General features: G+C 69.0%; 15 protein-coding genes. 9 read left to right on the top strand and 6 right to left on the bottom strand.

Annotation, left to right across the window (positions count from 1 at the left end):
• Positions 1-91 precede the first annotated feature (91 nt).
• On the bottom strand, positions 92-1,252 hold the full coding sequence (locus NQK81_RS14880; protein ID WP_257488662.1) for a glycoside hydrolase family 88/105 protein: 1,161 nt from the start codon (positions 1,250-1,252) through the stop codon (positions 92-94).
• Between the two features lie 237 nt (positions 1,253-1,489).
• Here NQK81_RS14880 and folP point away from each other — a divergent pair, with 237 nt between their 5' ends.
• Positions 1,490-2,356: a dihydropteroate synthase gene (gene folP / locus NQK81_RS14875; RefSeq protein ID WP_126737369.1), complete on the top strand. Its 867-nt coding sequence runs from the start codon at positions 1,490-1,492 to the stop codon at positions 2,354-2,356.
• Here folP and NQK81_RS14870 read toward each other — a convergent pair.
• Positions 2,353-3,873: a sensor histidine kinase gene (locus NQK81_RS14870; RefSeq protein WP_257489761.1), complete on the bottom strand. Its 1,521-nt coding sequence runs from the start codon at positions 3,871-3,873 to the stop codon at positions 2,353-2,355. The two genes, folP and NQK81_RS14870, sit on opposite strands and share 4 nt — an antisense overlap.
• A gap of 216 nt (positions 3,874-4,089) precedes the next feature.
• Between NQK81_RS14870 and NQK81_RS14865 the strand changes: the two genes are divergently transcribed.
• From NQK81_RS14865 to NQK81_RS14845, 5 genes are all read left to right on the top strand, one after another.
• Positions 4,090-5,151 carry an ABC transporter substrate-binding protein gene (locus tag NQK81_RS14865; RefSeq protein WP_257488661.1) on the top strand — a complete coding sequence of 354 codons (1,062 nt, stop codon included), beginning with the start codon at positions 4,090-4,092 and terminating at the stop codon, positions 5,149-5,151.
• A gap of 16 nt (positions 5,152-5,167) precedes the next feature.
• Entirely contained in the window at positions 5,168-5,950 is a 783-nt protein-coding gene (locus NQK81_RS14860; protein WP_257488660.1) for an ABC transporter ATP-binding protein, read from the top strand.
• Positions 5,937-6,830 carry an ABC transporter permease gene (locus NQK81_RS14855; protein ID WP_257488659.1) on the top strand — a complete coding sequence of 298 codons (894 nt, stop codon included), beginning with the start codon at positions 5,937-5,939 and terminating at the stop codon, positions 6,828-6,830. The genes NQK81_RS14860 and NQK81_RS14855 overlap by 14 nt, the downstream gene beginning before the upstream one ends.
• A gap of 27 nt (positions 6,831-6,857) precedes the next feature.
• Positions 6,858-7,862 (top strand): iron-siderophore ABC transporter substrate-binding protein, encoded by a 1,005-nt coding sequence (locus tag NQK81_RS14850; RefSeq protein ID WP_257488658.1) that lies wholly within the window; start codon positions 6,858-6,860, stop codon positions 7,860-7,862.
• A gap of 90 nt (positions 7,863-7,952) precedes the next feature.
• Positions 7,953-8,885, top strand: coding sequence for an acyl-ACP desaturase (locus NQK81_RS14845; protein WP_126737373.1), 933 nt, complete (start codon positions 7,953-7,955; stop codon positions 8,883-8,885).
• Positions 8,886-9,339: 454 nt separating this feature from the next.
• Here the strand turns inward: NQK81_RS14845 and NQK81_RS14840 are convergent, their stop codons facing one another.
• On the bottom strand, positions 9,340-11,019 hold the full coding sequence (locus NQK81_RS14840; RefSeq protein WP_257488657.1) for a DEAD/DEAH box helicase: 1,680 nt from the start codon (positions 11,017-11,019) through the stop codon (positions 9,340-9,342).
• 275 nt (positions 11,020-11,294) lie between these two features.
• Between NQK81_RS14840 and NQK81_RS14835 the strand changes: the two genes are divergently transcribed.
• Entirely contained in the window at positions 11,295-12,632 is a 1,338-nt protein-coding gene (locus NQK81_RS14835; RefSeq protein WP_257488656.1) for a serine hydrolase domain-containing protein, read from the top strand.
• A 25-nt stretch (positions 12,633-12,657) separates the two neighbouring features.
• A complete protein-coding gene (locus NQK81_RS14830) occupies positions 12,658-14,388 on the top strand; it encodes an acyl-CoA dehydrogenase family protein (RefSeq protein ID WP_257488655.1) in 1,731 nt (576 codons plus the stop codon).
• A gap of 66 nt (positions 14,389-14,454) precedes the next feature.
• On the opposite strand, the gene NQK81_RS14825 is transcribed toward NQK81_RS14830, so the two are convergent.
• The gene (locus NQK81_RS14825) at positions 14,455-16,818 is read right to left on the bottom strand and encodes a Tex family protein (RefSeq protein ID WP_257488654.1); all 2,364 of its coding nucleotides are present in this window, start codon (positions 16,816-16,818) and stop codon (positions 14,455-14,457) included.
• A gap of 161 nt (positions 16,819-16,979) precedes the next feature.
• Between NQK81_RS14825 and NQK81_RS14820 the strand changes: the two genes are divergently transcribed.
• Positions 16,980-18,470 carry a chitinase gene (locus NQK81_RS14820; protein WP_257488653.1) on the top strand — a complete coding sequence of 497 codons (1,491 nt, stop codon included), beginning with the start codon at positions 16,980-16,982 and terminating at the stop codon, positions 18,468-18,470.
• Between the two features lie 135 nt (positions 18,471-18,605).
• Here the strand turns inward: NQK81_RS14820 and NQK81_RS14815 are convergent, their stop codons facing one another.
• Positions 18,606-20,273: a GMC oxidoreductase gene (locus tag NQK81_RS14815; RefSeq protein ID WP_257488652.1), complete on the bottom strand. Its 1,668-nt coding sequence runs from the start codon at positions 20,271-20,273 to the stop codon at positions 18,606-18,608.
• On the bottom strand, positions 20,270-21,727 hold the full coding sequence (locus NQK81_RS14810) for a flavin-containing monooxygenase (RefSeq protein WP_257489760.1): 1,458 nt from the start codon (positions 21,725-21,727) through the stop codon (positions 20,270-20,272). Before NQK81_RS14810 ends, NQK81_RS14815 begins: the two co-directional genes overlap by 4 nt.
• Positions 21,728-21,759: the final 32 nt, after the last annotated feature.

Here is a 21,759-nt window from a genome sequence, read left to right as displayed (position 1 = left end):
GTCAATACCCGGAATCCGCCCGCGAAACGACCGAAGGGCGCTTTCCCCAGGTCGGAAGCGGGGAAAGCGCCCTTCGGCCGATGCGGCGTCCTCAGCGGGCGAGTTGCTCATTCATGATGAGGAACGCGCCGAGACCGTGGAAATCGTTGGTGTTGCGTTTACGTGCGTAGTAATACGCCGTGTCCCCGACGTTCGTGCCTTCGGAGATGTTCGAGATGTCGGTCGTTCCGTCGGGTCCGGTCGAAACCTGGGACAAGACCCCGCGATACCCCTTCGCGGCCACGGGCCGGTACTCGGCGCCGACGTAGCCGCGTTCCACCGCACGGGAGAGCAGGAAGGTGTACATCGCCGAAGCCGAGGTCTCCAGCCAGTTGTCCTTGTCGCCGCCCCGGTCGACGACCTGGAACCAGCGGCCCGAAGCCCGGTCCTGCCAGCGGGTGTACCCCGCGGCGAGGAATTTCACGACGTCGACGAGACGACGACGTCGCGGATGGTCGCGGGGCAGGATTTCGAGGAGATCGATCGCGGTCATCCCGAGCCAGCCGATCGCGCGGCCCCAGTGGAATTTCGAATGCCGTCCGGGGCCCGAGGCCCACGGTTCCGAGCCGTCTTCGTCGTAGGCGTGGTAGAGCAGGCCCTTCGCGGGCTCCTTGAGCCGGTCGAAGTAGACGCTGACGTTCTTCGCGGCCTCTTCGTAGCAGTAGGCGGCATCGCCGAACGTCTTGCCGTACAGGGCGAGGAACGGCTGCGCCATGTACACGCCGTCCGCCCACAGCTGCCCGACCCGGCTCGTGGCGTGGAACATCCCGCCGTCGGACGTCCGGGGATAGGACGGGAACCTGGCGCGCAACTGGTCCGCGGCGGTCTTGTACTTCGCCTGACCGGTTTCGGTGTACAGCAAGGGGAACATCTGCCCGGAGCGCATCGCGTCCAGATTGGTGAAGTTGTTGGAAATCCCGCTTTCGGTGACGAATCTGTCGTACCAGGCGAGGATGAAGTCGAGGTAGGACTTCTCGCCGGTGCGCTGGTACACCAGGTACTGGCCGTAGAGGTAGAGCCCGCGGGTGTAGCCCCAGCCGCCGAGGGTGGCCGGGGTGTGCCGCTTCATCGTCGAGTCGACGACGGCGCGCGACCAATCCACCGGCGCCGCGGCGGCCACGCCGGGCAGGGCGAGCGCACCGACGGCGCCCGCGGTTCCCGCCAGCACCGTGCGCCGGGAAAGCCGTGCCGCGCGAAGAGGATCTGGGGACATTCGAGGCCCTTCCTGCGCCGGGGGAACCGGGGGAGTGAGTGACCGGGATGCCGATCCGCCGTCCGTCGCCATCCCGGCTGAACAACGTCTACCCGCGGTTTCGACGGCGAGTCAAGAGAGATCCGATCTCTTACGTCATATATCAGATACGCCACTCGAATGGGCGCTCCCGGTCGCCGGGACGGTCCCGATGGGCGGTACTCACCGGGCGAGCGTCCGCTCGCCTACGATCGGTGCGTGAACGAGCTGACCTTCCGCGGGCGCCGCGTCGCCCGGGACCGCGCCCTGGTCATGGCGATCGTCAACCGCACCCCCGACTCCTTCTACGACAGGGGGGCGACCTTCTCGGATCCGGACGCGCTCGCCGCCGTCGACCGGGCGGTGGCCGACGGCGCGGACATCGTCGACATCGGCGGGGTCAAGGCGGGCCCCGGCGCGGAGGTCGACGTCGAGGAAGAGATCCGACGGGTGGTCCCGTTCGTCGAACGGATCCGCGAACTGCACCCCGGCCTGGTGATCAGCGTCGACACGTGGCGCCACGAGGTGGGCAGGCGCGCGGCGGAGGCGGGCGCCGACCTGATCAACGACACCTGGGCGGGAGCCGATCCGAAACTGGCCGAGGTCGCCGCCGAGTTCGGCACCGGCTACGTCTGCTCGCACACCGGGAACGCCGTTCCGCGGACCCGTCCGTTCCGGGTGCGCTACCCGGACGTCGTCGCGGACGTCGTCGCGGAGACGACGGCGCACGCCGAAGCCGTCGTCGCGCTCGGCGTCCCGCGTGAAGGGGTGCTGATCGATCCGACGCACGACTTCGGCAAGAACACGTGGCACAGCCTGGCGCTGCTGCGGCACGCGCGGGAACTGGCCGACACCGGCTGGCCGGTGCTGATGGCACTGTCCAATAAGGACTTCGTCGGCGAGACGCTCGGCGTGGAGCTCGCGGAGCGGGTCGACGGCACCCTCGCCGCGACGGCCTGGGCGGTGGCCGAGGGGGCGAAGGTGTTCCGGGTGCACGAGGTGCGGCGTACGCGTCAGGTGCTGGAGATGGTCGCGTCCATCCAGGGGACGCGGCCGCCGTCGCGCGCCATCCGCGGGCTGGCCTAGCCGTCCAAGGGGATGACGGCCGAAACCGTGGTGCCCGAGCCGGGTTCGCTCGCGACGGTCAGCTCACCGCCGAGCGCACGGACCCGGTCACGGAGGCCGTGCAGCCCGGAGCCGCCGCCGAGGTCGGCCGTGCCGGTGCCGTCGTCGTGGACGTCCACCCGCAGGCGGTCGTCCTCGACACGGATGCACACGCGGACCTCCCCCGCCCGCGCGTGTTTCAAGGCGTTCGTGACCGCCTCCGAGACGACGAAATACGCCGTCGCCTCGACGGCACCGCTGAGCCGCGGCACGTCCGCGCCCGCGAGGTCGACGGAGAGCGGGACCCGGTCCAGCAGCGACCGGACCGCGGGGATCAGCCCGGCCTCGGTGAGGATCGCGGGGCGGAGCCCGCGCGCGAGTTCACGCAGTTCGGTGACCGTGGCCTGCAGTTCGTCGATGGTGCTCCTCAGCAGTGTCGCGACGGCGGGGGTGAGTTCGTCCCCGAGCCGGCGCTCCGCCATCCGCAGCAACAGGACGACGCTGACCAGGCGTTGCTGCGCGCCGTCGTGCAGATCCCGCTCGACCCGCCGCCGTTCGTCGTCGGCGGCGGCCACGATGCGGGCGCGGGAGGCCTGGACCTCGACGAGGCGCTCCTCCAGTTCCGCGGCGAGCCGCTGGTTGTCCAGCACCAGCCCGGCGGCCGCGTTGAGCGCGTCGATCGACCGGCTGTCCTTCCACACCTCGTCGTCCTGCACGAGCGCGGCCAGCCCGGTGCCGTCGCGTTCCAGCAGGAGCCGGATCATCTCCGCGTTGCCGACGCGCGCCCGCAGCACGCCGATCAGGAACGTCAGCGGCCACAGGCAGAACGAGATCCGGTAGACGTCCAGCAGGGGTTCGGCGAGCGGGTGCCCGGAGCCGAGCGCGCTGCCGATCGTGGTGCTCACCGCGCCGACGACGGCGATCGCGAGGACAGGGGAGAGCAGCCGCCGCTGCGGGATCCGCCCGGTGAGCCAGCGATACAGCAGCACCACCACGACCCCGCCACCGATCAGCGCGCCGACCAGTTCCAGCAGCCGTTTGACCAGCTGTTCGGCCTCCGGCGAGGCGGCGACGGCGGCGAGGTTCCGCGGATCGTCGTTGACCAGCAGGCCGAGGACGGCCGATCCGAAGACCACGGCGTAGGCGGAGAGGGCGAGCACCCGCTCCAAGCGCGACCGGAGTCTCCCGTGCGGGAAGGCGAGCACGAGATGGGCGATCACCGGGCTCGACGCGGCCGACAGCGCGAGGCCGGCCGTGTGCACCAGCGGTTCGTCGGCGAATTGCAGGTCTTCGGTGAACAACGCGAGCCCGGCCAGCGCGATGAGCAGGCCGATCGGGTTCGAGGCGCGGCGCACGTGCGCGACGGCGCCGGCGAGGAGGAAGAGGAACCCGGTCGTCGTGGACAGGGTGGTGTCGAGCACGGTGTGCGTGCCGTCGGCGATCTTGAGCGTCGACGCGACGACGCCCATCCCGATCCCGGCGGTCAGCACGCCCGCCATCGCGACGGTACGAGGGTGCGTCACCACTAAGCGTGATTCGCCCGTTCGGCCCGATCCGTTACACCGGTCCTGAAATGTGGAACAACAGTTCCGCCTGGTGTCAAGGATTCTCAGCATCTTTCCCGTCATTCGGATGGCGATGCAGGTACGCGGGTGAACATGCGACTCTCGCGCCACCACCCGAGCCGAGTCGTACCCTCCGAAAGGCGACCTTCCGTGCGCACCCACCACAGAACCCGCTTGCTGGCCGCGGCCTTCGCCGCCCTGACACTGGCCGGCGGGATCGCGGGATGTTCACGCGCGGACAGCGGCACCGCCCCGGCGGAGCAGAAGAGCCAGGGAGCCGCGGCCGAGGTGCGCGTCGGGTACTTCCCGAACGTGACGCACGCGCCCGCGCTGATCGGGGCCAAGAACGGCTTCTTCGCCAAGGAGCTCGGCTCGACGAAGCTCACCACCCAGACCTTCAACGCCGGCCCCGAAGAGGTCAACGCGCTGCTCGGCAACTCGCTCGACATCGCGTTCATCGGCTCCGGCCCGGCCATCAACGCCTTCACCAAGTCCAAGGGCGCCATCCAGCTGGTCTCCGGCGCGGTCACCGGAGGCGCGCAGCTGGTCGTGAAGCCCGAGATCACCGCGCCCGAGCAGCTCACCGGCAAGAACATCGCGACGCCGTCGCTGGCGAACACCCAGGACGTCGCGCTGAAGAAGTTCATCGCCGAAAAGAAGCTGCCCGACGTCAAGATCACCAACCTCGACAACCCGAAGACCTTCGACGCCTTCAAGAAGGGCGAGCTCGACGGCGGCTGGCTGCCGGAGCCGTGGTCCTCGCGGCTCGTGCTCGACGCGGGCGCGAAGGTCCTGCTGGACGAGAAGACGCTGTGGCCGGAAGGCAAGTTCCCGACCACGGTCGTGATCGTCCGCAGCGAGTTCCTGCAGCAGCACCCGGAGACCGTCACCGCCATCCTCAAGGGGGAACTCGCCGCCATCGAGTGGGCGAAGACCAACCCCGCCGAGGCGAAGAAGGTCGTCAACGGCGAGCTCAAGGCCCTCGCGGGCAGCACACTGAGCGAGGCCGTTCTCGACCGCGCGTTCTCCGGTATCGAACTCGGCATCGACCCGGTGGCGTCGACCTTCAGCCAGCTCGCGCAGGACTCGGTGACCGCGGGCGTGGTGAAGTCCGCGGTGGACCTCAAGGGGTTCGCCGATTTCGGCCCGCTCAACGCGGTGCTCAAAGAGCAGGGCAAGCCCGGCGTGAACGCGCCCGGGCTGACGAAGTGACCGGAGGGGATCAGCGATGACGACCACCTTGGAGCCCGGCCTGTCCACCGGTGTCGCCGTGCGCCTCGACGGGGTGCGGAAGGCTTTCGGGCCGACGGGCCGCGCCGTCGTGGCCCTCGACGGGATGGACCTGACGGTCGCCCCCGGCGAGTTCGTCTGTCTCCTCGGCGCCTCGGGCTGCGGCAAGAGCACCCTGCTGAACCTGGTCGCCGGTCTCGACCGGCCGACCTCGGGCTCGATCACCCTGGAGACCTCCCGGCCGGCGGTCATGTTCCAGGAGGCCGCGCTGATGCCGTGGCTGACCGCGGCCCGCAATGTCGAACTGCCGCTGCGCCTCGCCGGTTTCGGCCGGTCCGAACGTCGCCGGAAGGCGGCCGAACTGCTCGAACTCGTCCGCCTCGGCGGCGCGGGCGACAAGCGGCCGCACGAGCTTTCCGGCGGGATGCGGCAGCGCGTCGCGCTCGCCAGGGCGCTGGCCGCCACCCTGCGCGTCGGCGGTGACCCGGAGCAGTCGCTGCTGCTGATGGACGAGCCGTTCGCCGCGCTCGACGCCATCACCCGCGACGTCCTGCAGGGTGAACTGCTGCGCGTCTACCGCAGCACCGGCACGTCGGTGCTGTTCGTGACCCACGACGTCCGCGAGGCCGTCCGGCTCGGCCAGCGGGTCGTGCTGCTTTCGTCGCGGCCGGGCCGGGTCGTGCGGGAATGGCGCGACGTCCAGGCCTCCGACGCCGAGGAGCTGACGCTGGAGATCACCGGTCACCTCCGGGAGGTGATCAGTACCCATGCCGCGGCTTGACCGCCCCGAAACCGAGGCGGCGGACGCCGACGAGGCCGTCGGCGCGGGGCTCGACTCGCTCGACACCCCCACCGGGGAACGCCGGGAAAGCCGGGGCAAGCGGTTCCTGCGCGGCTTCGTGCCGCCGGTGGTCTTCCTGGTGTTGCTGGTCGCGCTGTGGCAGGCCTTGTGGGCCGCCGCGTTCTGGCCGGAGTCGATGCTGCCCGCGCCGCTCGCGGTATGGGGTGAGCTCGTCGGCATCACCGTCGACGGCGAGATCTTCGAGTTCGTCTGGACGTCGGTCCATCGGGCCGCACTGGGCTTCCTGATCGGCGTGGTCATCGGGACCCCGCTCGGGCTGCTGGTGGCGAAGGTCAAGATCGTCCGCGCCGCCGTCGGCCCGTTCCTGACCGGGCTGCAGAGCCTGCCGTCGGTGGCGTGGGTGCCCGCGGCGATCCTGTGGTTCGGGCTGAACGACGCGTCGATCTACTTCGTGGTCCTGCTTGGTTCGGTGCCTTCGATCGCGAACGGTCTCGTCTCGGGCATCGACCAGATCCCGCCGATCCTGCCGAGGGTCGGCCAGGTCATGGGGGCGAACCGGCTTTCGTCGGCGCGGCACATCCTGCTGCCCGCCGCGCTGCCCGGCTTCCTGGCGGGGCTCAAGCAGGGCTGGGCGTTCTCGTGGCGTTCGCTGATGGCCGCCGAGCTGATCGCGCTGTCCCCGGCGCTGGGCAAGGGACTCGGCGCGTACCTCAACGAGGGCTCGTCGTTCAACAGCATGGAAGGCGTGATCTCGGCGATCTTCCTGATCCTGCTGGTCGGCGTCGGTATCGAGCTGGTGGTGTTCCGTCCGCTGGAACGTTCGGTCCTGCGTGCGCGTGGTCTCACCGCGTCCCTTTAGGACTTTGGTCAGGCTAGCCTTACCCGCATGTCCGTTACTGGGGTGCGGGTCAAGGCGACCCTGACCGCGCTGATGTCGTTGCTGGTGGCCGGTTGTGGTTCTTCGCAATCGGCCGACGAGAGCCTGGTGCCGCCGGAGTCCCGGGGCACCTTCCCGGTGACCGTCGAGCACAAATACGGGTCGGCGACGGTCGAGAAGCAGCCTTCGAGGATCGTCACGCTCGGCCTGTCCGACCACGACGCCGTGCTGGCGCTCGGGATCCGGCCGGTCGGCGCCGTCGACTGGTTCAAGGAGCGGCCGTACGGGAAGTGGCCGTGGACCCAGGCTCGCTGGGGTGACAAGCAGCCGGAGGTCGTCGGCGAACGGGACGACTTCAACTTCGAGAAGATCGCCGCGCTGAAGCCGGACCTGATCCTCGCCCAGTACAGCGGGATGAAGAAGGAGCAGTACGACAAGCTCTCGCAGCTCGCGCCGGTCGTCGCGCAGCCGCCGAAGTACGAGGACTACGCGGCGCCGTGGCAGGAGATGACCCGGATGGTGGGCCGTGCGCTGGGGCTCCCGCGGAAGGCCGAAGACCTGATCGCCGGCATCGACCGGCGGTTCGCGCAGGCACGGGCCGAACACCCCGGGTTCGCGAAGCTGACGATGGTCGTCGCCGACACCTTCGAGGCGGGCAAGTTCTCCGCGTTCACCACGACCGACCCGAAGATGATCTTCATGACCGAGCTGGGCTTCCGGCCGTTCGAACCGGTCAAGGCACTGAGCAGACCGGAGAACAACGTCGTCGAGGTCTCGTCCGAACGGTTCGACCTGTTCGACGCGGATCGCCTGGTATGGCTGAACTCCGATCTTGGCGCGGAGACCAGGGTGCGGGCGGATCCGGTGTACCAGCGGCTGAAGGTGTCGGCGGAGAAGCGGGATCTGTTCATCACCTACGAGAACCCGCCGGTCGGGGCAGCGATCTCGTTCAACACCGTGCTGAGCATCCCGTACGCGATCGAACAGCTGGTGCCGAAGCTGGCGAGCTCCTGAGCGTTCACCTTCCGGAGGTGGCAAACCTACGACACCGTAAGTTACGGTGTCGTAGGTAGGCGTTTTCCGTACCCTGGAAGGACGAGACGCATGGCGGTCCCCGAAACCACCCGGCTGATGCTCGAGCTCGAGGGGACGGTGGAGGAGAACCTCAACCGGCATCTCACGGTCGCCAAGGAGTGGATGCCGCACGAGTACGTGCCTTGGGACGAAGGCCGCAACTTCGCCGATCTCGGCGGCGAGGCCTGGGATCCCGAGCAGTCGCGGGTGTCGCCGATCGCGCGGACGTCGTTGGAGGTCAACCTCCTCACCGAGGACAACCTGCCGAGCTACCACCGTGAAATCGAGCGCGCCTTCGGCCGCGACGGCGCGTGGGGCACGTGGGTGCATCGCTGGACCGCCGAAGAGGGCCGCCACGGGATCTGCATCCGCGACTACCTGCTGGTGACGCGCGCGGTGGACCCGGTCGAGCTGGAGCGGGCGCGGATGCAGACCATGCAGGCCGGGTACGACAGCGGCGACAAGGAGCTGCTGAACGTCTTCGCGTACGTGTCCTTCCAGGAGCTGGCGACGCGGATTTCGCACCGCAACACCGGGAAGTACACGCAGGATCCGCTGTGCGAGAAGCTGCTCGCGCGGGTCGCGATGGACGAGAACCTGCACATGCTCTTCTACCGGAACCTGGTGCAGGCGTCGCTGGAGCTCTCACCCGACGCGATGATGCGCGCCATCACCGACGAGGTCGTCCAGTTCCAGATGCCGGGCGCGGTGATCCCGAGCTTCGTGCGGAAGGCCGCGCTGATCGCGAAGGCGGGCATCTACGACCTGCGGATCCACCACGACGAGGTGATCTGGCCGTTGCTGCGGCAGTGGAAGATCTTCGAGCTCGAAGGGCTCGGCGAGGTGGGGGAGAAGGCGCGGGACGAACTCGACCAGTTCCTGAAGGCCCTCGACACGCAGGCTTCACGCTTCGAGGAGCGTCGGGCGGCCGCTGAAGCCCGCGCCGCCGCCCGCCAGTCCTGACCCGCCCCCTCCACGCGACCCACGCCCCACCCACGCGAGTTACACCTTTACTCACGCGAGTTACGCCCCCAATCACGCGAGTTACGCCTCAACCCACGCGAGTTACGCCTTCAATCACGGGAGTTGCGCGCTCAATCACGCGTGTTACGCCTCTGGCCACGCGAGTTGCGTGCTCAATCACGCGAGTTACCTCCCCAATCACGTGAGTCACGCCCCCAGACACACGTGTCCGCCCTCGAACCCGTGAGAGCCGACGGCCATCACGTGTGATCCGGCGGCCGACTCATGTGATCAGACGGACGACACGCGTGATCAGGCGGACGACTCACGTGTCGTCCATCGGATCACACGTGTCGTCCGCCGGAACACGCGTGCTTAAGGGCGTAACTCACGTGATTGAGGGCGTAACTCGCGTGATTGGGTGCGTAACTCGCGTGACGGGAGGCGGGGAGCGTCAGCGCGAGCGGCGCGAGCCGGCGCGGGTCCCGGAGGAGAAAGCGGCGGCACCGCCGCGACGGGCCGGAGCACCGCCGGACTGGGTCCGCGAGGACTGAGCCCGGCTTGATTGGGACTTGGCGGTACCGGAGCCGCGGCGCGGCTGGGAGTCGGCGGCGCGACGACCCTGGCCACCGCCCTTGGGCGCGCCTTCCCGACGTCCGGTGGACTCGGCCGCGCGACGGCCTTGGCCGGCGGGAGCACCTCGGCGGTCGCCCTCGGCGCGAGGCTGACGCGAACGCCCGTCGGAAGCGCGGCCGGAAGCGTCGCGACCGCCGCGAGAAGAGCCACGGCCGCCACCGGAAGCACCGCGGCCACCGGCGGAGGGGCCTCGGCCACGTCCACCGCGGCCGCCACGCCCACCGCTGGCCGGACGGTCTTCGTCCTCACCCTTGCCCGGAATGGCCTCACCGCTGGCGCTGACCCGCTTCGGCCGCGTGTCCACGATCGGCCGCCGCGGCGACGAGGTGAACGAACGCTCACCGGGCGCCAGCTCCGACAGCAGCGGGTGGCCGGGGCCGAGCTGCGTCGTGGTCGGCTTGATACCCGCCTTGCGGGTGAGGTCGCGGACGTCGCCGACCTGCGCGTCGGTCATCAGCGTGACGACGGTGCCGGACGCCCCGGCCCGCGCGGTCCGGCCGGAGCGGTGCAGGTACGCCTTGTGCTCGACCGGCGGGTCGGCGTGGATGACCAGCGTGACGTCGTCGACGTGGATCCCGCGCGCGGCGATGTCGGTGGCGACCAGCGTCTTCGCCGCGCCGGAGGCGAACGCCTCCAGGTTGCGCGTGCGCGCGGTCTGGCCGAGGTTGCCGTGCAGTTCGACCGCCGGCACGCCGGAGGCCATGAGCTTGCGCGTCAGCTGCTTGGCGCGGTGCTTCGTGCGGGTGAACACCAGCGTGCGGCCCGGCGCGGCGGTGAGGTCGATCAGCACCGGCAGCCGGTGGGTCTCCTCCAGGTGCAGCACGTGGTGCTTCATGGTCGAGACCGGCGACTGGGCCGAGTCGACGCTGTGCGTGACCGGGTCGTGCATGAAGCGCTTGACCAGCACGTCGACGCCCGCGTCGAGGGTCGCGGAGAACAGCAGCCGCTGCCCGCGCTCCGGCGTCTCGGCCATGATGCGCCGGACGTCGGGAAGGAAGCCGAGGTCGGCCATGTGGTCGGCCTCGTCCAGCACGGTGATCTCGATGTGGTCGAGCTTCGCCTCGCCGGAGCGCATGTGGTCGGCGAGCCTGCCGGGGCACGCGACGACGATGTCGACGCCGTCACGCAGCCGGGTGATCTGCGGGTTGGGGCTGACGCCACCGAAGATCGTGGTGACCTTGAGGCCGAGCGGTTTGGCCAGCGGCAGGAACGACGCCTCGATCTGGGTCGCCAGTTCGCGCGTCGGCGCCAGGACCAGCGCACGCGGGCGGCCGGGGCGGCGGCGGGTCGGGCCTTCGGCGAGCCGGGCGAGGACGGGCAGCACGAAGCCGTACGTCTTGCCGGAGCCGGTGCGGCCGCGGCCGAGGACGTCCCGGCCCGCCAGCGAATGCGGCAGCGTGGCGGCCTGGATCGGGAACGGGCTGGTGACGCCCTGTTCGGCGAGCGCGTCGACGATGGTCTTGGGCAGGCCGAGTTCGGTGAAAGTAGGTGTGCTCATAAGCGTGTGGGCGCGAAGCGCGCCCTGGTATCTCCGTAAGGATAGGAACGGTTGTCCTGCCCGGCGCAGACCTCGGGGGCCGCGGCGCGTGGTCTTCGACAACGAAACGCGGCCCGAGGCAGAACTGAGCGGACCGCGTCGTCCAGTGTACTGGGTCGTGATCTCCCGGGCTACGTGATATCGCCCGCACCGGCCCGGTGATGTTCGTCGGTTCGGACGAGCCGGAGGCGGCGCCGCGGTGAAACGCTGGCCCGACCGGACGAAAGGGGACACGGGTGTCGAACGTTCAGGAACTGCAAGGGGTGCTCGACGAGCAGGCGCGTCGCGCGAACGTCCCCGGAGCGGTGGTGGGGGTGACTTACCGGGGCGAGGAGTCGGTATTCGCCACCGGAGTGTCCAGTGTGGACACCGGGCTCCCGGTCGATCCCGGCACCCTGTTCATGATCGGCTCCACCAGCAAGACCTTCGCCGCGGCCGCCGTGCTGGCCCTGGCCGAGGACGGCGTGCTCGATCTCGACAGGCCGGTCGTCGACTACGTTCCCGATCTCCCGCTGGCGGATCCGGTGGCACGCAAGACGGTGACCCTGCGTCATCTGCTCACGCATTCCGCCGGTTTCCTCGGCGACGTCGACTTCACCACCGGGTGGGGTGACGACGCGCTGGCCCTCGCGATCGGGAAGTTCGGCGACCTGCCGCAGAACTTCCCGCCCGGCGAGGTGTTCTCCTACTGCAACGCCGGATTCCAGCTGGCCGGACGAGTCGTCGAGGTGGTGGCGGGCGAACCCTTCGAGGACGTGGTCCGCGCCCGGCTGCTCGAACCGCTCGGCATGACCGAGTCGTATTACCTGCCCTGGGAAGTGCTCACGCGCCGTCACGCCGTCGGGCACGTGCTGCGTGACGGCGAACCGGCGGTCGAGCACACCGTGGGACTCACCCGCGCGGACAGCGCGAGCGGCGGGCTGTGGTCGACGGCGGGAGACCAGTTGAAATGGGCCCGGTTCTTCCTGACCGGAGAAGCCGAGGGCGAGCCGCCGATCAGTGAGGAGACCCGCGACCTCATGCGCGCGCCGCAACGCAAGGCCGCGCTGGGGTTCGAGGAGGTCGGGCTGAGCTGGCTGCACACGACCCATGGCGCCGCCCGGCTGGTCCGGCACGGCGGCAACGTGAGCAACCTGCAGCTGTCGGAGTTCGTCACCCTGCCGGAACACGATTTCGCCGTCACGGTGCTGACCAACAGCGCGGGCGGGTCCGCGCTTGGCGCGAAGATCGTCGAATGGTGCCTGGTACATCTGGTCGGGCTGCCGCCGCTCGCGACCCCGCCGCCGGTGCGGCAGCCGGACATCGCCGAGTACCTGGGCCGCTACCAGACCGGTGACCTGGCGTTCGTGGTCGAGGACCGCGACGGCGCCCTCTGGGCCCAGCTGGTCGCCGACGTCGAGGGTTTCCCCTCGCCGCCGCCGTTCGAGGCCGTTTTCGTGGGCGGCGACGCGATCGCCCCCGCCGCCGACACCCGTAAACCCACCGCGCGTTTCCTGCGCGACGAGCGTGGACGGGTGACTTCGATCGAGTTCGGTGGCCGGACGGCGAAGCGAGGCGCTACGGTTACCGGGTAGTAACTTCGGCTGACCAGGAGTGACCATGAGCGAAAAGGCGACCGCGTTGTTGCTGAACCCGGGTGGGTACGACCCCCAGCAGTTCGACCCGGAGACGCGTCGCCTGTTGCGTGCCACCATCGAGTGGTTCGAACAGCGTGGCAAGCGCAAGCTCGTCGAGGACTACCACGACCGGACCTTTTACGCGGACTTCATCGAGTTCGCGGGCAAGGAAGGCCTGTTCTCGACGTTCCTCACTCCTGGCGCGAACGCCGAGGGGAACCCCGACAAGCGCTGGGACACCGCGCGGGTCGCGGCCCTGTCGGAAATCCTCGGTTTCTACGGCTTGAATTATTGGTACCCGTGGCAGGTCACCATCCTCGGCCTGGGCCCGGTGTGGCAGAGCGCGAACGAGGCCGCCCGCAAACGCGCGGCGGACTCGCTCGCGGCCGGCGGCGTCGCCGCGTTCGGACTGTCCGAAAAGGAGCACGGCGCCGACATCTACTCGTCGGACCTCGTGCTCACCCCGGACGGCAAGGGCGGCTACCGCGCGAACGGGTCGAAGTACTACATCGGCAACGGCAACTGCGCGCGGACCGTGTCGGTGTTCGGCCGCATCGACGGCGTCGAGGGGCCGGACCAGTACGTGTTCTTCTACGCGGACTCGGAACACCCGAACTACCGCGTGGTGAAGAACGTCGTGCCGTCGCAGATGTACGTCGCCGAATTCGAGCTGAACGACTACCCGGTGTCCGAAGAGGACATTCTGCACGTCGGCGCGGACGCGTTCTCCGCGGCGCTGAACACGGTCAACATCGGCAAGTTCAACCTGTGCTTCGGCGGTATCGGGATGTCGACGCACTCGCTGTACGAGGCGATCACGCACGCGCACAACCGGGTGCTCTACGGCAAGAAGGTCACCGATTTCCCGCATGTGCGCCGGGAATTCGTCGAGGCGTACGCGCGGCTCGTCGCGATGAAGCTGTTCTCCGACCGCGCCGTGGACTACTTCCGCAGCGCGAACGCGGACGACCGCCGGTACCTGCTGTTCAACCCGATCACCAAGATGAAGGTGACCACCGAGGCGCAGAAGGTCATCGGCCTGGTCGCGGATGTGGTGGCGGCCAAGGGTTTCGAGGCGGACACGTACCTCGCGATGTCCAAGAACGACATCGACGGCCTGCCGAAGCTGGAAGGCACGGTGGCGGTGAACCTCGCGCTGATCGCGAAGTTCGTGCCCGCGTACCTGTTCGCGCCGCAGGCCTACGAGCCGGTGCCGACCCGGTCCGACGCGGCCGACGACGAGTTCCTGTTCCGCCAGGGCCCCGCGCGCGGGCTGTCCAAGGTGCGGTTCCACGACTGGCGCGAGGCGTACGCGAAGGCGTCCGCGATCCCGAACGTCGCGCGGTTCACCGAGCAGGCCGAGGCGCTGGTGAAGCTGTTCACCGACGCGGCCCCGGACGAGGCGCAGCAGCAGGACATCGACTTCGGCCTCGCGCTGACCGAGTTGTTCACGCTGGTCGTCTACGGGCAGCTGGTGCTGGAGCAGGCCGAGATCACCGGGATCGAGACCGAGGTCGTCGACCAGATCTTCGCCATCCTGGTGCAGGACTTCAGCCTCACCGCGATCGAGCTGCACGGGAAGGCGTCCTCGACGGACGCGCAGCAGGCGCTCGCGCTGGCTTCGATCCGGAAGCCGGTCGTGGACGCGGCGCGCTTCGACCACGTGTGGTCGCTCGTCCGTGACCTCTCCGGCGCCTACGCGATGAACCCGTAAAGTCCCGTGAAGGCCCCCTTCCCTCGGCTCAGCCGAGGGAAGGGGGCCTTCACGCGCAAAGTGACCTTACTTGCCGAAGCCGGCCTTCCGGAGCGCGTCCGCCATGGCGCCGCCGCCCCCGGAGTTGCCGCCGCGGTCCCGGCCGCCACCACGGCCGCCCTGGCCGCCACGCTGCCCGCCGCCCTGACGCTGGCCGCGGTCACGACCGCCGCCGCCCTGCTCGCGAGCGGGTTTGCCGGGCTCGTCGTCCAGGCGCAGGGTCAGCGAGATCCGCTTGCGCGGCACGTCGACCTCCAGCACCTTCACCTTGACGATGTCGCCGGGTTTCACGACCTCACGCGGGTCCTTGACGAAGTTCTTCGACAGCGCCGAGACGTGCGCGAGGCCGTCCTGGTGCACGCCGACGTCGATGAACGCGCCGAACGCGGCCACGTTCGTCACGACACCTTCCAGCCGCATTCCCGGCTTGAGGTCGCTGATCTTCTCGACGCCGTCGGCGAAGGTCGCGGTCTTGAAGGCCGGACGCGGGTCGCGGCCCGGCTTTTCGAGTTCGGCGAGGATGTCGGTCACCGTGGGGAGACCGAAGGTGTCGTCGACGAACTCCGTGGGCTTCAGCGCCTGCAGCGTCCGCGTGTTGCCGATCAGCGAACGGATGTCGGTGCCGGTGGAGGACAGGATCCGCCGCACCACCGGGTACGCCTCCGGGTGCACCGAGGACGAGTCGAGCGGGTCGTCGCCGTCCGGGATCCGGAGGAAGCCCGCGCACTGCTCGAAGGCCTTGGGGCCGAGCCGCGCGACCTCCTTGAGCCCGCTGCGCGTCTTGAACGGCCCGTTCTCGTCGCGGTGCGCGACGATGTTCTCCGCCAGGGTCGTCGTGATACCCGAGACGCGGGTCAGCAGCGGCGCCGACGCCGTGTTGACGTCCACGCCGACGGCGTTCACACAGTCTTCGACCACCGCGTCGAGTGAACGCGACAGCGAGATCTCGGACAGGTCGTGCTGGTACTGCCCGACACCGATCGACTTCGGGTCGATCTTCACCAGTTCCGCCAGCGGGTCCTGCAGCCGTCGTGCGATGGAGACCGCGCCGCGCAGCGAGACGTCCATGCCCGGCAGTTCCTGCGACGCGAACGCCGACGCCGAGTAGACCGACGCGCCCGCCTCGGAGACGACGGCCTTCGTCAGCTTCAGTTCCGGGTGCTTCTTGATCAGCTCACCGGCGAGCTTGTCGGTCTCGCGCGACGCGGTGCCGTTGCCGATCGAGATCAGGTCCACCTTGTGCCGGGCGCACAGCGCGGCGAGTTCGGCGATGGACTGGTCCCATTTGTTCGCGGGCTGGTGCGGGTAGATCACGTGGGTGGCGACGACCTTGCCGGTCGCGTCGACGACGGCGACCTTGACGCCGGTGCGGAAGCCCGGGTCGAGGCCCATCGTGGCGCGCGTGCCAGCCGGGGCGGCGAGCAGCAGGTCGCGCAGGTTCGCGGCGAACACGCGGACGGCGTCGTCCTCGGCCGACTGGCGCAGCCGCATCCGCAGGTCGATGCCCAGGTGCAGCAGGATCTTCGTGCGCCACGCCCAGCGGACGGTGTCGCCGAGCCACTTGTCGGCGGGGCGGCCTTCGTTCGAGATGCCGAACTTGTGGGCGATGCGGTTCTCGTACTCGGTCGGCCCGGTCTTCGGTTCTTCGGAGGGCTCCTCCGACTCCATCGTGAGGTCGAGGATCTCCTCCTTCTCACCGCGGAGCATCGCGAGGATGCGGTGCGAGGGGAGCTTGGTGTAGGGCTCGGAGAAGTCGAAGTAGTCGGAGAACTTCGCGCCCTCTTCGGCCTTGCCGTCACGGACCTTCGAGGCCAGACGGCCTTCCGCCCACATCTTCTCGCGCAGTTCGCCGATCAGGTCGGCGTCCTCGGCGAAGCGTTCGACGAGGATCGCGCGGGCGCCGTCCAGCGCGGCCTGCGCGTCCGCGACGCCCTTGTCGGCGTCGACGAACACCGCGGCGGCGGCCTGCGGGTCGGTGTTCGGGTCGCTCAGCAGCCCGTCGGCGAGCGGCTCCAGACCGGCCTCGCGGGCGATCATCGCCTTCGTCCGCCGCTTGGGCTTGTACGGCAGGTAGATGTCTTCGAGGCGGGACTTGGTGTCCGCCGCCATGATCGACGCTTCGAGCGCCTCGTCCAGCTTGCCCTGGCTGCGGATCGACTCCAGCACGGCGACCTTGCGCTCGCCGAGTTCCCGCAGGTAGCGGAGGCGTTCTTCGAGGGTGCGGAGCTGGGTGTCGTCCAGCATCCCGGTGACCTCTTTGCGGTACCGGGCGATGAACGGCACGGTCGATCCGCCGTCCAGCAGGTCGACGGCCGCCTTGACCTGCCCTTCGCGCACACCGAGTTCTTCGGCGATCTTCTGCTCGACTGTCTGCAGGCCCTGCACGCTCACTCCCACGCTCCTGAATCCGCCCTCGGGTGCTCTCGGACCCTGCATTCTGCCGCTCGTGCCGAGCCGACTTTCGTATGGCCTCCTCTAACCGAACCCTTGACAGTTGTATTGGTCTGTACCATTTTGATGTGGCCGACATCACCCGTTCGTGGAGGCCAGTCGTGAAAGTGAAGCCCAAACACGCGTTCCTCGCCCTGCTGTCGTCACTGGCCGTGTGCCTGGGGGTGACTTTCGCGGTCTCGGGCAGCGCCTCGGCCGCCAACATCCTGACCAACCCCGGCTTCGAACTCGGGACCACGAGCGGCTGGACCTGCACCGGAGCGAACGCGGTGGTCACCACGCCGGTCCACTCGGGCACTCGCGCGCTCAGCGCCACCCCGGCGGGGCAGGACAACGCCCGCTGCTCGCAGAGCGTGGCTGTGAAGGCCAACACCGCGTACACGCTTTCGGCGTGGGTGCAGGGCAGCTACACCTACCTGGGTGTCACCGGCACCGGGACGGGTGACAAGAACACCTGGACCCCCGGCGGCGGCAGCTGGTCGCAGCTCTCGCTGAGCTTCACCACCGGCGCGTCCACCACGAGCGTCGAGATCTACCTGCACGGCTGGTACGGCCAGCCCGCGTACTTCGCCGACGACGTGAACCTCGACGGCCCCGGCGGATCGCCCACCACGACGCCGACGACCCCCACCACGCCGACGACCACGACCCCCACCACCAGCAACCCGCCGACGACCACGACGAGCACCCCGCCGACCGGGAACCTGCCGAAGCACGTGATCACCGGCTACTGGCAGAACTTCTACAACGGCGCGAAGGCGCTCAAGCTCGCCGACGTCCCGACGAAGTACAACATCATCGCGGTGTCCTTCGCCGACGCGACGGCCACGCCGGGCGCGGTCAGCTTCACCCTCGACTCGGGTCTGTCGAGCCAGCTCGGCGGCTACACCGACGCGCAGTTCAAGGCCGACATCAAGACGGCGCAGGCGCGCGGGCAGAAGGTCATCCTGTCCGTCGGCGGTGAGAAGGGCACGATCCGCGTCGACTCCGCGGCCGCGGCGACGAACTTCTCCAACAGCATGAAGTCGCTCATCGCGACCTACGGTTTCGACGGCGTCGACATCGACCTCGAGAACGGTGTCAACGCGACCTACATGGCCCAGGCGCTGCGCAGCATCCACGCGGCGGGCGGCTCGATCATCACCATGGCGCCGCAGACGATCGACATGCAGAGCCCGGCGGCGGAGTACTTCAAGCTGGCGCTGAACGTCAAGGACATCCTGACGATCGTCAACATGCAGTACTACAACAGCGGCTCGATGCTCGGCTGCGACCAGAAGGTCTACTCGCAGGGCACGGTCGACTTCCTCACCGCGCTGGCCTGCATCCAGCTGCAGAGCGGCCTGCGGGCCGACCAGGTCGGGCTCGGCCTGCCCGCGTCGACCTCGGCGGCCGGTGGCGGATACCAGGCGCCCGGCAACACGGTCAACGCGCTGAACTGCCTGGCAAAGGGCACGAACTGCGGTTCGTTCAAGCCTTCGACGACGTACCCGACGATCCGGGGCGCGATGACCTGGTCGATCAACTGGGACGCCTCGCAGGGCTACGCGTGGTCGAACACGGTGAGCGCGGGCCTGGCAGGCCTCCCGTGACGATCCGCTAGACCGGGGCGGGTGCCGGCGTCGCGCGGGCGACGGCACCCGCCCCTTCCATTGCACGCGCTTAGTCCTCTGGATGCGGTAGTTGGCAGGGCGAACTACCGCATCCAGAGGACTGAACGCGTGAGGTCAGAGCGGGGTGAGGGGGATGCGCAGGGCGGCCGGGGCGTGTGGGGGCACGACGGGTTTGAGCGGGGCGACAGGGGACAGGCGCCGGTAGGGGGAGCCGAGCGGCGGCCGCGGGTCGGGCTCGCCCTTGTTGGGCCACAACGACATCGCGCGCTCCGCCTGTGCGGTGATGGTCAGCGACGGGTTCACCCCGAGGTTCGCCGAGATCGCCGAGCCGTCCGCGATGTGCAGCCCGGGATAGCCGTGCACACGCTGGTACGCGTCGACGACGCCGGTCTCGGCGCTGTCGCCGATCGCGCAGCCGCCGATGAAATGGCCGGTGATCGGGATGTTCGCCAGATCCGTCCACGCGCCCTGCGCCAGCCCGCCGATCTTGTCCGCCACCCGCCGCGTGACCTCGTGCCCGGCCGGGATCCATTCCGGGTTCGGCTCGCCGATGCCCTGTTTCGTGGTCATCCGGCGGCCGAAGAGCCCGCATTTCGTGTACGTGGTCACGGAATTGTTCAGCGTCTGCATCACCAGCAACCCGACCATCCGCTCCGACCACCGTCGCGGGTTGTGCAGCCGCACCAGTTGCCACCGGTTCCGCCACAGTTCGCGCGCGCCCAGCACCCACCGGCGTTTGCCCGGCTCGGCGTCGACGAGCACCGTCGTCAGCAGGCCCATGAAGTTGCTGCCCTTGCCGTAGCGCACCGGTTCGACGTGCGTGACGGCGTCGGGATGGATCGACGACGTGATCGCGACACCGCGGGTGAAGTCGGTGTCCTTGCGCAGGGAACGCGCGGCGAGCACGGCCTCGGAGTTCGTCCTGGCGAGCAGACCCAGGCGCGGCGACAGCTTCGGCAGCGTTCCCGAGTCCTTCAAGGAATGCAGAAGCCGTTGCGTGCCGAGGGAAGCGGCGGCGAACACGACTTCGGAGGCGGTGAAGGTTCGCTCGCGTTTGCGGAACCACCGTCCCGTCCGGACGGTGTCGATCGCGTAGCCGCCGTCGATCGGCCGGACCGATACGGCGGTGGTCAGCGGATGGACCTCCGCGCCCGCTTTCTCCGCCAGGTACAGATAGTTCTTGACGGTCGTGTTCTTCGCGCCGACCCGGCAGCCGGTCATGCACTCGCCGCAGTGCGTGCACGGCTTGCGCAGCGGGCCCTCGCCGCCGAAGAACGGGTCGACGTCGCGCTCGCCGAAATGCACGCCGACCGGTGTCGGCCGGTAGGTGTCCGCGATACCCATGTCCTCGGCGACCTCGCGCAGCACGCGGTCGGCCGGGGTGACCAGCGGGTTCTCCACCACGCCGAGCATCCGTTTCGCCTGGTCGTAATGCGGGGCGAGCTCTGCCTTCCAGTCGGTGATGTGCGCCCACTGCGGATCCTGGTAGAAGGTGTCCGGGGGTTCGTAGAGCGTGTTCGCGTAGACGAGCGACCCGCCGCCGACGCCGGCGCCGCTCAGCACGAAGGTGTTCTTCAGCAACGTGAGCCGCTGGATGCCGTAGCAGCCCAGTTTCGGGGCCCACAGGTACTTCCGCAGCCGCCACGACGTCTTCGCGAACTCGTCGTCGGCGAACCGGCGGCCGGTCTCCAGCACACCGACGCGGTACCCCTTCTCGGTGAGCCGCAGCGCGGTGACGCTGCCGCCGAAACCGGAGCCGATCACCAGCACGTCGTAGTTCATCGCGCGCCCGCCGTGCGGTAGTCGCCGAGGTCGAGCTTCTTCGTCCGCCGGTCGTACTCGGTGACCAGGCCCGGCCAGTTCGTGCTCACCCGGCCGTTCTCCTGGCGGTACCAGCTGGCGCAGGACGTCCAGACACTGCGCCCGAGGCGTCGCTGGATCTCCTCGTCGTAGGCCTGCTCGACCTCCGGCACGACGTCCATATAGGACACTTCGGGTTTGGCGAGGTGCTCGACGGCCTGCCGGATGTAGCGGGCCTGGCGTTCGATCATGTAGATGATGGAGCCCGCGCCGAGGTTCGTGTTGGGCCCGTAGACGCAGAACAGGTTCGGGAAACCCGGCACGGTCATGCCGAGGTACGCCCGAGCCCCGCCCTTCCACGCGTCGGACAGCGCCCGCCCATCGAGCCCCTCGATCTCGATTTCACCGAGGAAGTCGGTCGCCGCGAAGCCCGTTCCGTAGACGATGACGTCGGCTTCGTGTTCGACGCCGTCTTCGGTGAGTACGCCGGACGGCGTGATCGCGCTGATGTGCCGGGTTTCCACGGCGACGTTGTGCTGCGCCAGCGCGGGCAGGTACTCGTTGGTGAACAGGATCCGCTTGCAGCCCAGCGGATAGTCCGGGGTGAGCTTCTCGCGCAGCGCACGGTCCTTGATGTGACGGCGGCGAAGCTGGGCCGTCCGCAGCTCGAAGACCTTGGCGAGCAATGGATGCCGGGTCATCGCGTAAGTCGCGTACTCGGCGAGGAGGAAGATCCGCAGCCTGCCGAGCAGCTGGGTGGCCGGGAGATGCCGGAACAGCCGCTGCTGCCAGCGCCGGTAACTCGTGTCCCGTTTGGCCATGATGTACGGCGCGGTGCGCTGGAAGACCGTCAGCTCGCCCGCCTGGCGCTGGAGTTCGGGCACGAACTGGATCGCGCTCGCGCCGGTGCCGATCACCGCGACCTTCTTGCCGCGCAGATCGACGTCGTGATCCCAGTGCGCGGAGTGGAAACTGGCGCCCTCGAAGGTCTCCTGGCCGGGGATGTCCGGCTGGACCGGGCGCGAAAGCTGGCCGACGGCGGGCACGAAGACGTTGGCCTCGAACGTCTCGCCGCCCGCGGTCTCCACCCGCCAGAGCCCGCGCTCCTCGTCGAAGGCCGCGGCGGTGACGCGGGTGCCGAACCGGATGTGCGGTTCGAGCCCGTAGCGGCGCACCACGCGCTTGAGGTAGGCGTGGATGTCCGGTTGCAGCGAGAACCGCTTCGGCCAGTCGGGATTGGGTTCGTAGGAGAACGAGTACAGCGGCGACGGGATGTCGCAGCCCGCGCCGGGGTAGGTGTTCTCCCGCCAGACGCCGCCCGGTTCGTCGGCGCTCTCCAGGATGGTGAAGTCGTCGAACCCGGCGCGTTTGAGCTCGATCGCCGTCCCGACCCCGCCGAAGCCCGTTCCTACGATCAGCACGCTCGTCATGCCGATCGAAGTTACCCAGCGGTCACCCCGCTAGGAAG

The sequence above is a fragment of the Amycolatopsis roodepoortensis genome, assembly GCF_024628825.1.
In the GTDB taxonomy this organism is placed as follows: domain Bacteria; phylum Actinomycetota; class Actinomycetes; order Mycobacteriales; family Pseudonocardiaceae; genus Amycolatopsis; species Amycolatopsis roodepoortensis.
This window is presented reverse-complemented; position numbering and strand designations above follow the sequence as displayed.